The 15,364-nt window shown below is 38.1% G+C and carries 15 protein-coding genes; 2 read left to right on the top strand and 13 right to left on the bottom strand.

Annotation, left to right across the window (positions count from 1 at the left end; translation table 11 throughout):
• Genes B1s21160_RS00215 through B1s21160_RS00205 form a run of 3 tightly spaced genes read right to left on the bottom strand, consistent with a single transcriptional unit; the run spans position 1 to position 3,000 of the window.
• Entirely contained in the window at positions 1 to 906 is a 906-nt protein-coding gene (locus B1s21160_RS00215) for an ABC transporter ATP-binding protein (RefSeq protein ID WP_095671914.1), read from the bottom strand.
• 31 nt (positions 907 to 937) lie between these two features.
• Positions 938 to 1,789, bottom strand: coding sequence for a heme o synthase (locus B1s21160_RS00210; RefSeq protein WP_095671913.1), 852 nt, complete (start codon positions 1,787 to 1,789; stop codon positions 938 to 940).
• 35 nt (positions 1,790 to 1,824) lie between these two features.
• On the bottom strand, positions 1,825 to 3,000 hold the full coding sequence (locus tag B1s21160_RS00205; RefSeq protein ID WP_095671912.1) for a D-alanyl-D-alanine carboxypeptidase: 1,176 nt from the start codon (positions 2,998 to 3,000) through the stop codon (positions 1,825 to 1,827).
• Positions 3,001 to 3,029: 29 nt separating this feature from the next.
• Here B1s21160_RS00205 and B1s21160_RS00200 point away from each other — a divergent pair, with 29 nt between their 5' ends.
• Positions 3,030 to 3,683, top strand: a complete 654-nt coding sequence (locus B1s21160_RS00200; protein WP_095671911.1) for a TrmH family RNA methyltransferase — start codon at positions 3,030 to 3,032, stop codon at positions 3,681 to 3,683.
• On the opposite strand, the gene B1s21160_RS00195 is transcribed toward B1s21160_RS00200, so the two are convergent.
• Positions 3,680 to 4,624: a tetratricopeptide repeat protein gene (locus tag B1s21160_RS00195; protein ID WP_095671910.1), complete on the bottom strand. Its 945-nt coding sequence runs from the start codon at positions 4,622 to 4,624 to the stop codon at positions 3,680 to 3,682. The genes B1s21160_RS00200 and B1s21160_RS00195 overlap by 4 nt on opposite strands.
• A gap of 170 nt (positions 4,625 to 4,794) precedes the next feature.
• Between B1s21160_RS00195 and B1s21160_RS00190 the strand changes: the two genes are divergently transcribed.
• Positions 4,795 to 6,231 carry a GuaB1 family IMP dehydrogenase-related protein gene (locus tag B1s21160_RS00190; protein ID WP_095671909.1) on the top strand — a complete coding sequence of 479 codons (1,437 nt, stop codon included), beginning with the start codon at positions 4,795 to 4,797 and terminating at the stop codon, positions 6,229 to 6,231.
• On the opposite strand, the gene B1s21160_RS00185 is transcribed toward B1s21160_RS00190, so the two are convergent.
• The 9 genes from B1s21160_RS00185 to pseB all read right to left on the bottom strand — a co-directional run bounded on the left by B1s21160_RS00185 (position 6,228) and on the right by pseB (position 15,350).
• A complete protein-coding gene (locus B1s21160_RS00185; RefSeq protein WP_095671908.1) occupies positions 6,228 to 7,649 on the bottom strand; it encodes a purine-cytosine permease family protein in 1,422 nt (473 codons plus the stop codon). The genes B1s21160_RS00190 and B1s21160_RS00185 overlap by 4 nt on opposite strands.
• Positions 7,650 to 7,679: 30 nt before the next feature.
• Positions 7,680 to 8,978 (bottom strand): DEAD/DEAH box helicase, encoded by a 1,299-nt coding sequence (locus B1s21160_RS00180; protein WP_095671907.1) that lies wholly within the window; start codon positions 8,976 to 8,978, stop codon positions 7,680 to 7,682.
• Between the two features lie 155 nt (positions 8,979 to 9,133).
• Positions 9,134 to 10,117, bottom strand: a complete 984-nt coding sequence (locus tag B1s21160_RS00175) for an alpha-1,2-fucosyltransferase (RefSeq protein WP_190276950.1) — start codon at positions 10,115 to 10,117, stop codon at positions 9,134 to 9,136.
• Between the two features lies 1 nt (position 10,118).
• A complete protein-coding gene (locus tag B1s21160_RS00170) occupies positions 10,119 to 11,027 on the bottom strand; it encodes a glycosyltransferase family 2 protein (protein ID WP_095671905.1) in 909 nt (302 codons plus the stop codon).
• Positions 11,011 to 11,802: an inositol monophosphatase family protein gene (locus tag B1s21160_RS00165; protein WP_223297956.1), complete on the bottom strand. Its 792-nt coding sequence runs from the start codon at positions 11,800 to 11,802 to the stop codon at positions 11,011 to 11,013. The genes B1s21160_RS00170 and B1s21160_RS00165 overlap by 17 nt, the downstream gene beginning before the upstream one ends.
• Entirely contained in the window at positions 11,786 to 12,727 is a 942-nt protein-coding gene (locus B1s21160_RS00160; RefSeq protein WP_095671903.1) for a Rossmann-fold NAD(P)-binding domain-containing protein, read from the bottom strand. Before B1s21160_RS00160 ends, B1s21160_RS00165 begins: the two co-directional genes overlap by 17 nt.
• 8 nt (positions 12,728 to 12,735) lie before the next feature.
• Complete coding sequence (locus B1s21160_RS00155) at positions 12,736 to 13,671, bottom strand: ATP-grasp domain-containing protein (RefSeq protein ID WP_150120957.1); 936 nt, start codon at positions 13,669 to 13,671, stop codon at positions 12,736 to 12,738.
• 16 nt (positions 13,672 to 13,687) lie between these two features.
• On the bottom strand, positions 13,688 to 14,350 hold the full coding sequence (locus B1s21160_RS00150) for a PIG-L deacetylase family protein (protein WP_150120956.1): 663 nt from the start codon (positions 14,348 to 14,350) through the stop codon (positions 13,688 to 13,690).
• A 16-nt stretch (positions 14,351 to 14,366) separates the two neighbouring features.
• On the bottom strand, positions 14,367 to 15,350 hold the full coding sequence (gene pseB, locus B1s21160_RS00145) for a UDP-N-acetylglucosamine 4,6-dehydratase (inverting) (RefSeq protein WP_095671900.1): 984 nt from the start codon (positions 15,348 to 15,350) through the stop codon (positions 14,367 to 14,369).
• Positions 15,351 to 15,364 lie beyond the last annotated feature (14 nt).

The raw sequence follows: 15,364 nt of genomic DNA, 5'->3' as shown, positions 1-15,364 counted from the left end.
TCAATCACCCGTCATTTCAAAAAATGTATCCTCAAGTGAGGGGCGAATCGGAGTAAGGGATTCTAAAATAATTCCAGCATCAAAAGCTGATTTATTAAACTGCGCTGAGTAATCAGCGGCGCCAGTTACATGAACATCTTGATCAATAATCTTTGCATCATGGCCATTGGCTTTGGCAATCTTGACTAGTTTTTCTAAATCATCTCTATTTGAAGGTTTAGCCACAATTACGGGTAATTGCTTTGCTAGCAACTCTGAGGTTTTACCAGAGAAAATAACTTTTCCTAGCCTTAGCATCACTAGATGATCTGAAATCATCTCTATCTCTGAAAGTAGATGAGATGAGACGAAAACTGTGGTGCCAGCATCTGCTAATTTGCGAAGTAGATTTCTCACCTCTTGAATTCCAGCTGGATCTAACCCATTAGTTGGCTCATCAAGAACTAGCAACTTTGGATTTGGCAGCAGTGAGGCCGCAATTCCCAATCTTTGCTTCATTCCTAGTGAATAGGTTTTATACTTTGAATTACCTCTATCTCCTAAATCAACTAACTCTAATAATTCTTGAATTTTGTTGGTATCAAAACCGCCTAACTTTGCCAGCACCGCTAAATTTTGTGCACCAGTTAGTGCGGGATAAAAAGCGGGGCCCTCAATCATCGCGCCAACATTTGGCAGATATTTCTCAGGTTCAGTAATTGATTCACCTAGTACATGGCCACTACCCGTTGTTGGTTTAATTAATCCCAGCAGCATTCGAATTGTTGTAGTTTTGCCTGATCCATTTGGTCCAACAAAACCACAGATACTTCCCATTGGCACCTCAAAATTTGCATGCGAGAGCGCCATTCGATCACCATATTTTTTGGATAAATCGGCAACATCAAGTGCTAGAGGGGAGGACATGGGAAAATTATCCCATCTTTGGGTGTGAAAACTACTTAAGCAATACACCGATTACTAATAAAAATGAGTAAATACTGAGAAAAATGATTGATGCTTGGAATAACTTCCCAGCATTAACCTCAGTTGGCTGCTTTGTTAACTTAATTAATTGCCGTTTCCAACCAACTATTAGTAGCAAGGTAATTACTGAGAGCCAGATTGGTAAATTAGCGCTGGATATAACTAGCAATGAGACAACCGCCATCGCAAGTGAGTGAAACCACATCTGGTTGATTACAGATTTAATCGGAGCAACTACTGGCAACATTGGGATACCAGCTGCTTGGTAATCCTCTTTATATCTAACCGCTAACGCCCAAAAATGTGGGGGTGTCCAAAAAAAGATAAGTAGAAAAAATAACCAAGAGGTCAAAGTTAGTGAGTTTGTGACAGCTGCTTGTCCAATTAAAACCGGCATACAGCCGGCAATACCGCCCCAGACAATGTTTTGGGAGGTGTGTTTTTTGAGTGCAATTGTGTAGCCAAATACATAAAAAATAATTGCTAGCGCGGTCAATAAGGTTGCAAGTGGGGTAGTAAATATATAAAAAATAATTAAAGATAAAAGTGAAATTATGGCTGCAAATACCAATCCAGAATTCCTTGATATCACACCAGTTGCGATTGGCCGTTGCGAGGTGCGCTTCATCAATTGATCAGATTTTGCTTCAATCACCATATTAAATGCGTTGGCACCGCCTGCGGCTAATGCCCCGCCAAATAAACTCCAAAAAGTCACACCGATATCTGGCATACCATCACTTGCTAAAAATAATGCTGGCAGAGTTGTAACAAGTAAAAGCTCAACTACGCGCAATTTCATTAATGTGATGTAATTTTTCATTTGCACTAACTCTACCCTTGAGAACTAATCAATTATTACGGTGTGATTGTAGCGGTATCACTTTCTGACCCAGGTGGTGTTAATCCGATCACAGGAGGTTTAGTAATTGTTCCCAGCATGCGATCTATCGCATTTCTGGCAGCATCTTGCAATCTTCTAGTTCTACCAACACCATCTGCAATTACAACAAAGACATAATCTTTATCACCTGACGTAGCAAAACCAGCTAGCGAAACTGTATGTCTGGTTGATCCGGTTTTCGCTTTAACTAAGCCAACGGCTTGCGGCGCAGTTGAATGGTATCTGCCGACCAATGTTCCTGACTCACCACTTACTGGAAGTGAGTTATAGACAACTCTTAATTTTGGCTCACTCTTAACTTTCAAAAGTAATTGCGAGACAGTGACTGCTGAAATTCGATTGCTGCCACCTATCCCAGAGCCGTCAACAATATTCATGCCAGTTACATCAACCCCGATTGATGAAATTTTCTCTTGCATCATCTTATTTAGGCCATCTTTAGTTAATGGATAACCATTTCTACCAGTTGCCACCATTGCAAGACGCTGAGATAAAACATTGTCGCTGTATAGCAACGCAAAGCGAATCATTTTCTCCAGTGGCGGAGATTTAACCTCGGCTAGTTTCTCAGTAATTAAAGATTCAACTTCAACATTTTTACTTAATGGTTTATATGCCACAGAGGCTCTACGGTTTAACGCCCGTTTGGCATAGTAGATGTCAGAGTTATTAACTCCCTTATATATCAAGGTTATTTTCTTAAGTTTTTTATCTGAGGCAAAAGCTGCCTTAATTAAAGTTGGCATATACGCCCGCTTATTTGCATCTCGATACTTTGCATTGGAGGTAATCCAAGGATCATTATCACCCCAAATTACAAAGACGCCTTTCTTTTCAGTTTTATATATCGCAGTAGTAAAAACTGTTGATGTTTCAAGGGTTAGGGCAATTGCTGCTGCTGTAGTTAGTTTTAAGACAGAGGCAGGTGTTCTAGGTTTTTCAGCACCGCTTTGATAAACAATTTCATTGGTAGCGCCATCAATTAAAATGACTCCTGGATCTGCTAAGTACTTTGAACTTAGGTATTTAAAGAATGGCTGTGGCAAAGTTTCTACCGCTTGTGCGGTGGATGCATTTAAGCAAAGTAATAAGGTGAGAATAAATGAAAAAAATAGCCGAACTTTTCTCATCATCACTCCTTAGGGCTTAAGGTTTGCATATGTCTGAATCAACAGTTGGACCTGGTGAGTTCTACCAGGTAGTTGGCGTAGGAGCACACTCTAAACCATGGCCGACTGATAATCACTTTGATCCAGAGTTACTTGAGCATGGTGATCGAAGAAATGTCTTAGATAAATATAGATATTGGAAGATTGAGGCGATAGTTGCAGATCTTGATACCAAACGCCACGATCTGCAAATTGCAATTGAAAATTGGCAACATGATTTAAATATTGGATCAGTTGTTAGAACTGCAAATGCATTTAATGTTGCAGCGGTTCATATTGTTGGTAAACGAGATTGGAATAAAAGAGGTGCAATGGTGACAGATCGATACTTAACTGTTCATCATCACGCAACCATTGATGAATTCAAAAAATGGTGTGATAAAGAAAATCTGCCAATAATTGGAATTGATAATTTACCGATTAGTAAGCAGTTAGAAAGTGCTACTTTGCCAAAAAAATGCGTGATGCTATTTGGCCAAGAGGGCGCTGGAATGAGTGAAGAAGGAGTGGCTGTTTGCTCCGTAGTGCTTGCTATCTCCCAGTACGGCTCAACTAGGTCAATGAATGCATCCGCAGCGGGTGCGATTGCGATGTATGCCTGGGCGATGCAACATTTAGATCCAACAAATCACCCAAAAAACTAATCTTCGTCAATCACCTCAGCAACCGCGTCAACTCTTCTAGAGATTTCATCAGCTTCATCATTGCGGTCTAACTTTCGAAGGGTTAAAGAGATCTTTCGCTCAATATCAATAATGAATTCGAAATCTTTAAACTCAGCCTCAGTCACACTCTCTAGTACATTCTCAAATGTCATTAGCGCCTCTTCATATAAAGCTAAAGCAAATTGTGCTTTTCCTAACTCAAATGATGAGTAGGTCTCACGCCGGTGATCATGGGCGGTGACAAACACATCTAAAGATTTTTGGGCTGAGATTAAAGCCCCTTGCGCATCACCTAACTCAGTTAGGCAGTGAGCAATTTTTTGATCACACCTTGCCACATTAATAACCTCTTTTAATCGCTTAAACAGGGCGCGTGATTCTTTAAATGCCTCTAATGATTTTGGATAATTCTTTAACTCACGATATGCACACCCAATTAGGTGAAGATCATTGGCAGCACCTGATTCATTGCCATCCACCAAATGTTCCTGCACGCATTGATTCATGCACTCAATGGTTTTTTCATACTCTTTTGAGTTAAACCACCACTCACCCAAGGTGCAGGCAAGTTCAATTGCCATAGGAGATTTAGTTTCACGAAGTAGCTCAACCGCCTTACTCATTGCAGTTGCTGCTTCATTCATTCGCTTTAATTGATTTAAGTTGTAACCGATTGCAGAGTAGGCCTGAGCTAATCCTTCTGCAGGTGCTACCGCACCAAGATCTGCATAAATATCTCGCGCTGTCTCAGCAAGTGCCAATGCTTCATCATATTGACCACGCGCATAAATTCGCGCACTTAATTCGTAATAAGTATTTGCTCTGTCTAAACCTTCTACCTCAGGAATTTTCTCCCAGAGCATCTCTTCAGTAATTATCTCTTCTGAACCTAAATCTTCATTCTCAGAGTTATCGGACAACTTCAACCTTTCACATCTCTAGTTTCCCGCCTTAATACCTTAGCAGTTACCGATACTGGCTTGGGTGGGAATTGGCCAAGAATTCACCCATCTACTTTGGTTAACCCGCAATACTGAGGGTAAATATGACTGTTCAATAACTAGATTTTAAGCGAGTATAGTTTTCCCACGTGCGTTTCATAAATAACCCAAGCCACGATCTGACCTATGACGATGTCTTTATGGTCCCCTCCTACTCAGAGCTATCAAGTCGGATGGATGTTGATCTAACCGCCATCGACAAAACTGGCACCACGATTCCATTAGTTGTTGCAAACATGACCGCTATAAGTGGTCGCCGTATGGCTGAAACAGTTGCTAGGCGCGGTGGCATCGCAGTCATTCCGCAAGATATTCCACTTGAAATAGTTGCTGATGTAATTAAGTGGGTGAAATCAAGGCATCTCATCTTTGATACACCTGTAACGCTAAAGCCAGATGAGACGGTTGCGGATGCAATTGATTTAATTACTAAGCGTGCTCATGGCGCTTTAATTGTTGTACAAGATGATAAGCCGATTGGAATTGTTACTGAAGCAGATTGTGAAAATGTTGATCGCTTTACACAGCTCAATAAGATCATGTCGAAGGATTTGGTCACCCTAAATGATGATGTTACCCCTAGAGGTGCATTTGAATTCCTATCAAATGAAAGACGGCGACTTGCACCAGTAATTGATAAATCTGGCAGATTAGTTGGAATTATTACTAAAACTGGCGCCCTGCGAGCAACGATGTATCAACCATGTTTAGATGCCAATGGCAAATTAAAGGTTGCGGCAGCGGTTGGGATTAATGGTGATGTAGCAGGAAAGGTGAGCGCAATTTTGGCTGCCGGAGTAGATCTATTAGTTGTTGACACCGCCCATGGTCATCAAAAGAAGATGGTTGAAGCATTAAAAACAATTAAGGCGCTAAATCCAAAGGTGCCAATCGTGGCAGGAAATGTTGTTACCGCAGCTGGGACAAAAGAGTTGATTGATGCCGGAGCTGACATTATTAAGGTTGGTGTTGGACCAGGTGCGATGTGTACAACCCGTATGCAAACTGGTGTTGGCCGTCCACAATTTTCAGCAGTACTTGAATGTGCAACAGAGGCTAAAAAACATGGCAAAACTATTTGGGCAGATGGTGGTGTCCGCCATCCACGAGATGTTGCTCTAGCCCTTGCGGCTGGCGCGTCCCAAGTAATGATTGGTTCTTGGTTTGCCGGCACATATGAATCCCCTAGTGATTTAAGAAAAGATTCAGATGGCGCACTTTATAAAGAGTCCTTTGGTATGGCATCTGCTCGCGCAGTTGCTGCAAGAACAGCGAGTGAGGATGCATTTGATAGAGCTCGTAAATCTTTATTTGAAGAGGGAATATCAACCTCTCGAATGTATATAAATCCCACTCGCCCAGGAGTTGAGGATTTAATTGATGAAATCATTGCTGGACTTCGTTCATCTTGCACATATAGCGGAGCTAAGAATTTAGTTGAGTTTAATGAAAAAGCAGTCATTGGAATTCAATCGGCTGCAGGTTATGCCGAAGGCAGACCGTTATTTACCTCTTGGAAGAATTAAAATTCCTGTTTTTTAATATTTTTTCTAGATAACAAGAAGTGCCCTGCAAATCCAATAAGTAATGCTGCAATTACGCCAATATTTGCATAAGCCCATTGGCCCTCTTTACCGCCAATTGGTCCCAATAAATAGCCTTGCCAGGAAAGCCACGAGGCGAGTGAGTTAGTAACTAATCCCCAGCCAATTACTGTGCCAAAAACAATTAGCCCAATTGATTTAAAGTTATAAGCACCATACCTGCCATTAGGGTCAAATAACTCATCCTCGGCGTAGCTTTTGCGAAGTAACACATCTGCTACAAATAATCCAGACCAAACAGCAACTGGCACACCTAAAGTAATTAGAAAGCCTTGAAATGGCACAAAGAAGTCATTGGCAAACCAAACTAAATAAATAGTGCCAATTGTCATAATCAGGCCATCAATACTTGCAGCTACATATCTTTTAACTGGTAACCCAATTGAAACCAGAGTTAAACCAGATGAATAAAGATCTAATATCGCACCCCCTATAAGTCCAAGAATTGCCACAAAGGCAAATGGAATTAAGTACCAGGTAGGAAGCAAGGTAGTTAATGCGCCAATTGGATCTGTCGCCACTTGCGCATTTAACTCACCGCTACTTGCAGCAAGTAGCGATCCATAAATAACTAAAATGATTGGAACAAGGGAAGCGCCAAATATGGTCCAGCCAACAACTGCTTTCCCAGAAACAGTTCTTGGTAGATACCTGGAGTAATCAGCTGCGCACCCAACCCAGCCAAGACCAATTCCAGTAATTGCAAAGATAAGCGCTCCGATAAAGCCAGCTGTTGTGCCATTTTCAATTGCTGAAACCTTGGCCCAGTTAACTGAATCAATAGTTAACAGTATGTATCCAACTGTTAAGCCAATTGTGGTTATGGTGAGAAAGAATTGAATTTTCATAATAACTTTAAAACCTAAAACGCCGCCAATTATTGTTAGGCCACCTGCTAGCAAGAAGCCAAATACCTTTGATAGATCTGGATCAATATTGCCAACACGTGTAAAAACTGTTTCAGAGGCTAATGTGGCAAGAGATACTAAAACTGTCTCCCAACCAACAAATATTAAGTAAGACAAAAATCCTGGTAATCGGTTTCCTTTAACCCCAAATGCTGCGCGGGATAAGGTCATAGTTGGTGCATTGCTGCGCTTTCCTGCTAACGATGAAATAGCAACCAATGCAAAGGAGCCAAGTGTGCCAATTATTGCAGCCACTGTTGCCTGCAAGAAAGAGATTTCAAATCCTAGAAAAAATGAGCCATAAGAGAGTGCTAGAAAGGAAACATTTGCTGCCGCCCATGGCCAAAATAAAGAGCGAGCATCACCACTTCGCTCTGATTTATTAATAAAATTTATGCTATTTGATTCAACTGCGCTAAATATTGTTGCCATAGGAAATCTATTTAACTCTCTTTTTTACTACTACCTTGGGCGCTTTCGGCGCTCATGTGGACGTGGCCTAGATTTCTTCTTCTTGCCACCACCCCGTGATCTTGCGCCGCGATAACCGCCAGATCTACCGCCACCATCACCTTTTGTACTAATGGCAGTAACAATTGGAATCCCAGAAGGCTCTGCAGCTCCAGTTACCTTTACTAAGTTGGCATCCATTGGCCTAACTGTTGATTCATTTAATCTAACCCCTGCTCTTGCTGCCAGCCCATGCACACCTTTTCGTTGCTTATGAGTTGCAAGAGTTACTACAGTCCCAACTGCGCCTGCTCTAGCAGTTCTGCCAGCCCTGTGTAAATAATCTTTATGATTTTCTGGTGCGTCTACATGTACTACAAGTGAGACATCATCAACATGAATTCCTCTTGCTGCTACATCTGTAGCAACTAAAGCGTTTGTCACACCAGACTTAAATGCCTCTAATACTCTAGATCTTTGGGCTTGAGTTTTGCCACCATGGAGTGCTCCAACTGAAACTCCTGCTTCATTCATCCGCTTAGTTAACTTATCTGCTCCATGTTTAGTTCTAACAAAGAAAATACTCTTTCCCTTTCTAGAAGCAATTTGTGAGGTAATTAAATCTTTATGTGACTGCTCCATTATCAATACATGGTGAGTCATATTTCCTGCAGTTGATTTCTCATTAGCAAGAGAGTGGGTAACAGGATTCTTTAGATACTTCTTAACAAGTGAGTCAACATCCTTATCTAATGTGGCGCTAAATAGCATTCGCTGACCACCAGGCTTAGTTAAATCTAATATCCGCTTCACATCTGGCAAAAATCCCATATCTGCCATTTGATCTGCTTCATCTAAAACAGTTATCTCAATATCATCTAACTTAATGTGCTTCTTTTGAATCAAATCAATTAATCTGCCAGGAGTTGCCACCACAATTGGCACGCCACGTTTTAAAGCTTGTATTTGTTTTGAGTAAGAAAGTCCACCTGCGACAACTTGTGAATTTAAATTAACTGATCGTGACAACGGTGCGATCACATCACTGATCTGCATTGCAAGCTCTCTAGTTGGTGATAAAACCAAAGCAAGAGGTCTCATAGAAGCAGCAGTTCTTCCAGCAAGTCTGGTCATTAGTGCCAGACCGAAGGCAAGAGTTTTACCTGAGCCAGTCTGACCTCGACCTAAAATATCTTTGCCAGCGATTGCATCAGGCAGTGTTGCTTTTTGAATTGGAAATGGCTTTTCGATTCCAGAGGTATGTAGTACCTTGGTAAGCGCAGCGTTAACGCCTAAATCTTTAAATGACATATATCAACCTATCAAGACATGATGCGCGTCTTGGTGGTGATTTGAGATTAAGACTCGCAAGGCACTTACAAATTGTAAGCACATGGAAGAACGAACAAATTATAACATTATTTATACTCTACGATTACTAATCTTATAAATTCTAAGTAATATTTTTAAATGCGACCTTGGAGTGTGTTATGAATTGGCCAACCACTCATTCTGGACCAGTTTGCAGGGATGATTTGATCTGGATCGACTGCTACTTTAAACCAAGGATTAGGAACAACTACATCTACTTCATCATTAATTGATAAAAATGCACCCCACCAACCAAATGTCGAATTAGACAATACGTACCCATGGCCATATTTCATCAATTGCAAAGTAGCAGCGGCATCATTCAAATTTAAATCAATAGTTCTACATAAAGAACTTAAATGGCTTGGTACATATGATTTAATTTTATCAGGCTCATTAGAAAATATCCATACTTTCTTATACTTATTAATGTTCCATAAACTTTCTATAGCATCATGAAAATATTTTTTACTTAGAATTCCAAATGATTTTTGAGCAAGATAATCTCCTAAACGAATGTGAACAACTAAAGGTTTCTCAACTTTGGATAGTTCACGATAATAATCAAAATCAGAATTACTTTTAATTAGCTGCATATCTTTAAAAAAGTTTTTGTTGATTGGCTTAGATGGCCAAACATAAGATTGAAAATAACCAATTAAATATGAGTGTGGCTTTTTAATGATTAACTGCTCATCGAATCCTAAGTTTGAAGATGTAACTATTGTTCTTCCTTTCAAATAAACTTTTGATAAAATATTTTTCGAAACAATATCAGCAAGAAAATAAATCCATTGTGTTTTTTGTTTCCTATTTGGTCGATAATTGGCCCTAATAATCAAATTTATTAGTTTCTGCTCCATGAACTGCTTTTTTTTCATCGGAAGAATATTTAATTTCTTACCAAAACTAAATTTAGATAAAAAATCTTCTGAATTATTGAAACTACTAATGTCGATCAAATATTTTCCATCCTCACACAAAACATTGGCTGCGGCCAATTGAAATAATTGATTCCCAAGACCTGCGTGAATATATATAATTGGCAAATTGCTATCTTCTGTTTTTCCTATTTTCACTTCATGTCTCCAAAAAATTTAAAGGAATTGTGATCAACAATTTAACGCATAATTTCTTTTCAGAGAGATTCATCTTAAAGAAAATTTTTATAAATAATTTGATTGAAATAGCTTTATACCGTAATTTATCAAGCTTTAAACTACTGTAAAATTGATTAACCAATAAACCGATGGCGATATTTTGGTTCTTTTGATTAGAAATAAAGTTTTCGTTCATGAACTTGATAACGAGAAATATCCGAGTGTCATTTTTCCATAATTCAGTACTTTGTAATGGATTATCTACAAAATATTTATAGACTACCTGACTCGATTTAGTGATCTTATCCACTTTTTGAAGGGTGGAAAAAAGGAAGCAAACATCTTCTCCGAGTTTTAGGTTTGGAAACCTTGTATTTTTTAGAACCTCACTCGCGAAAATCCACCGCCAGATTCCTGGATTTTTATATGGCTTTAGAGAATTAGTTGCACCCTCGACATTGAAGGAATTTTTAGATTTTTGTAATTTTTTAGGCATGGCCGAAATTTTTAAAAAATTTCCGTATCCGACTAAATTTTGTTCTTTTTTAATCTTTGCCACTAAATCTAAGTATTGCTCTACTTCCGGTTTATCGTCACTATCCCAAAATCCTATCCATTCGGAATTAACCAATTCTAGGCCGGCATTACGTGCACCACCAGCTGAACCATATTTTCCTTCAATCAATTTTATGTTCTTATTATTTTTAAGGACTATCTGCAACTCGCGTCCAGTTTTATCGTCATTTATATCGTGAACAACTATTAATTGAATTGAAAAATTGCTTATATCTTCAACCATTTTTTTGAAGTTATCTAAACGCCCATGCATTTTTGTCACTGGCACGATTATTGATAATTCATATTTTCTTTTATCAATCATTAAAGCCATTCAATTCCTTAATTTTACCCAAAGTATATTCATGTATTGACTGGTTGGCTGACACTAATAAATTATCTTTTTTAAAATTTCCTTCATATAAGATTTGATTGCCAGACAGTGTTTTTACTACACCCCCCATTTCTTGAACAATCAAGGCAGCGGGTGCAATATCCCAATCAAAAACTCGTGTTTTCTTTAAAAATAGATCGGCAGACATATCAGCCACTCTGCACATTTTTAGAGCTATGCTCCCACATTCTAAGTATTTAGATATGCTTGTATTTTCGATCAAGTTTTTAATCGATGAAATTGGTTCGGGATAATTATCAATTATTGAATCGGGCAACTTCTGTGGGTTTGAATTCAATTTTTGATCATTCTTGTATGATCCTCGACCTTTAATACTATGGTAAAAATTATTTAACGCAGGTTCATAAACAACAGACATAATTGGCATTGCATTCTCAATTAATGCGACTTGGCAAACATAAGTTTGATATCCATTAACCAAACTACGTGTTCCGTCAATGGGGTCGATAATCCAATATTTATTTGGCCTTGGTTTACTAATGGATATAGGATCTTCTTCGCTAATGACGGGCAATTTACTCAACAGATTGAGTTTTTCAATCATAAAGTCATGAGCAATTTGATCAATATTTGTTTTCAAGTTTTCATTAATTTCACTTACTGTTTCAATTTTCTCGGGAGAAAAAGCAACTAGTTTTTTTCCTAGAGCACTCAAAAATTCCTTTATGTCGTCAATACTATCTGTTTCGAGCAAAATATGTCCTTTCTTGCAAGAAAGCTTCATGTTGAACTGCATTTATTAAATTCGATTTCAGTAGATAAGGGAGGATATCGCTAATACCGGTCGGTTGTGAATTAGTTATTTGAAAAGCATTCTTACCCGTTGCATCACTTTCAGACTCTCTCCAAAAAGGGTCACATACTGCTACTTTTCCCAAATTTTTTGTGAATGCGTCAACTTCAATATCTACAAATTCAGTATCTTTCTGCAAAAATGATGATATTTTGCTTACATAGTTTAAGTAAGTTGTTTTTTGGGGTGGTTTGAAGTTCAAATAATTGGGAATGTCTTTATCTGAATTCAAAATGAGTTTTAACATAATTCTTGATACGTCGTTCACAAGAATTGTTTCTAAAATGTTATTCCCATTACTTGGCAAAATATATTTATTGGAATTTCTTATTCTGTAAATAGTGTAATCGAGACGTTTATGATGATCATCGAAACCCAAGACGATTGGTAAACGCAAAATTGTTGCATTATGTCCATAACTTTCTATTACCTTCTCTTCAGCTTCTTTTTTTGCCTTGACATAATTTGTTTCGAGTGAATTGAATAAAGTTTTTGCTAAAGGACGAGAATCGTTCGTACGTGCAGCATTAATTGGGCGATCAATCCACGCAGTACTTACAAAGAAATACTTTGATTTAGAAGCTCGTAAATTGAAATCGTAAAATTGGTTTGCACTGTAACCATTAAAGTCAACTATAAGATCAAATTTTTGCTTGCTGCCCGCACTTTTAGTAAATTCCTCGCGTTCGCAAATTATCTGTTGCGAATGTGGTACGTCAGGGTTGATTCTTCTAGAAGTTAAGACAAATTCAACATTCGTTTTTACTAATAGTGACACTAGGTTTTTACCAATAAATCGGGTTCCTCCAACTATAAGAATTTTCATTTGTTAAATTAATTGCCATTCATAGAAAAAGTATGATTCCAATGCCTCTGAAGTTTTGTACCTTCCAACAAGAATTTTATGTTTTCTTCAATACCACTATCAAAATAGATATCTACTGGATCTGATCCTCCGAATAAAGAAACACACATAGTGGTAGAAACACGGGGGTTGACTTCGAAAATATAGGCTTGGTCTTTGTTTAACATAAGTTGAATGTTATATGTACCACTTGTCTTGAATACTTCATGAAAATTTAAGCATGCTTTAATCACCTCACTATTATTTGAAACAACTCCACTCGTAGTGCTACCTCTTTTTCCTTTTATAAGTATTGGAGTTATACCCTTCAAGATTCCTCTTGAATTCGCAAGAACTTGAACTGAATATTCGTCTCCATGAATTTTTTGTTGCGTGATAAATAATTCTTCTTGAGTCAGCAAATAATTCTTTAACGCTTCGAACTCTTCTTGTGTTTCTGCATGAAAAATACTTCTAGATCCACGTCCAAAACAGGGTTTAAAAATTACAGGAAGGCCCTCAAATTTTGATTCATTATTCAATACTTTAGTGCCTGGTTCTAAAATTTTATTCTCATTCATTTTAATCCCCGACTGCAATTTATTTAGAAAAAGGTTTATGAAATTCTCATCCGGTATTAATAGTAAAGTTGGATTAAATAGTTTTTTATTTCCTGCAATTATTGGTAATTCTTCATCAACTTGACTGATCAAGATATCTATCTGAAGTCTCTTTGTTAAGTTAGTAATTGATTGCAGAAACTGTTCATCAGTCGCGTAGGGAACAAAAAATCTTTTATCACTTGAAACCTGAGGAGTGATGCTATCAATTTTGGCGTCAGTAAAAAAAAGTTCATGTTTAGGACTCCATAATTTCAAAATTGCTTCAGTTGAAGGCCCTCCTGCACCAGTCATTAAAATTCTCAATTATATCTTCAATCCTTCATGAATTTTCTATGCTCCTAATTATTCGAAAAGCTTCAGCAAATTCATTGCCTGATTGGATTCCTCTGTATCGTGCGAATGCCGAGATACCTTCTGGCGAACGAGGAAATGGATAATCTCGAATTTCAGATTTGTATTTTAAGAGTGCTTCGATTTTCATATTCAATTGACTGTCAGTCAGTTTTATGAAGTAGTTTGGCTGAAATGGTTGGTTAAAATTCCATTCTGACGAAGATGGAATTTCAGCGCTCACGACGTTCGAAACCGTATTTAATGCTCCTGGGCGACTTGCCATAAAAACAGATTCTGCAACTCTACGGTGATCACTATTCGTATCATTCTCAGAATGGGTGAAAATTGTTGAAGGTTTAAAATCCTTTATATGTGATTCGATGGTTTTATTCATCTCTAAAATAGGAACTTGATCCAGTCGGCCACATGGTAAGTTCGTGAAACTTATTCGGTCGGGTTCAAAAATGCTTAAGGCTTCCTTCGCACTTTTTTCACGCTCGGCTATAGAAATTTTAGCCTTCTCTAAATCCGATTTGTCATAGCGACAACTACTGCCTTCGGCTAAAAATAAAACTTGGAATGTAATGGACTTTGAATGCTTTGCTAACAGTCCTCCGCACCCCAGAATTTCGTCATCCGGATGGGCCATAATTATAAGTGTGCGACTAAACAAGACCGATACTCGCTAATTTCTCTTTAAATGATTCATGGGTATGCCATAGTGCATTAGTGTCACTTGAGTATCTAAAATTTTCGGCTACTGGTTTTCCAGAATTCTTATAAGAATTTGATTTTATCAAGTCAGGGGAGAGGATTACATAAGAATTCTCGAATTCGCGAGTGTGGAATGAGTCATCTTCTGTGATCATAATTTCATGTAGTTTTTCGCCTGGCCGTATTCCAATAATATTAATTTTTGCTTCTGGCGCAACAACTTTGGCAGCATCGATTACTCTAAAGCTTGGAATTTTCGGAATAAATATTTCCCCTCCTTGCATAGTTTTGATACTTTTTAAAACAAAGTCGACTCCATCATCTAATGAGAGCCAAAATCTGGTCATTTTCTCATTCGTGATAGTGATAGTTCCTGTTTTGGCTTGCTGTAAAAATAATGGAATCACACTTCCCCTTGATCCAAGAATATTACCGTAGCGAACTACAGAAAAAATCGGTAACTTATCTCGAGTCAAGTTATTACCAGCAATGATTAATTTGTCTGAACATAATTTTGTAGCACCATACAAATTTGCTGGGTTGGAAGCTTTATCAGTACTTAATGCAATAACTGAACTGATTTCATTTTCAATTGCTACTCGCACTATGTTTTCGGCTCCTAGAACATTAGTTTTTATTGCTTCAATAGGATTTAACTCAGCTGCGGTTATTTGTTTCATTGCTGCTGCATGAATTATGACATCAACATCGGTTGAAACTTCCAAAAGGCGTTTATAGTCTCTTACATCGCCTAAAACAAATCTAACTTTCTGGTTGTCTAGATTAGCCTGCATTTCAAATTGTTTAAGTTCATCACGACTAAAAACTATTACGGATTCAACTTCGTTCTCCTCTAGTATTTTTCTCACGAATGACTGCCCAAAAGAACCAGTTCCACCAGTAATCATCACCGTTTTGTTTTTTAATGTCTCCATAAATTCAAACTACC

It is taken from the genome of Candidatus Nanopelagicus hibericus, assembly GCF_002288005.1.
Lineage (GTDB): Bacteria > Actinomycetota > Actinomycetes > Nanopelagicales > Nanopelagicaceae > Nanopelagicus > Nanopelagicus hibericus.
The sequence above is the reverse complement of the archived record's forward strand: the minus strand, read 5'-3'. Positions and strand labels throughout refer to the sequence as shown.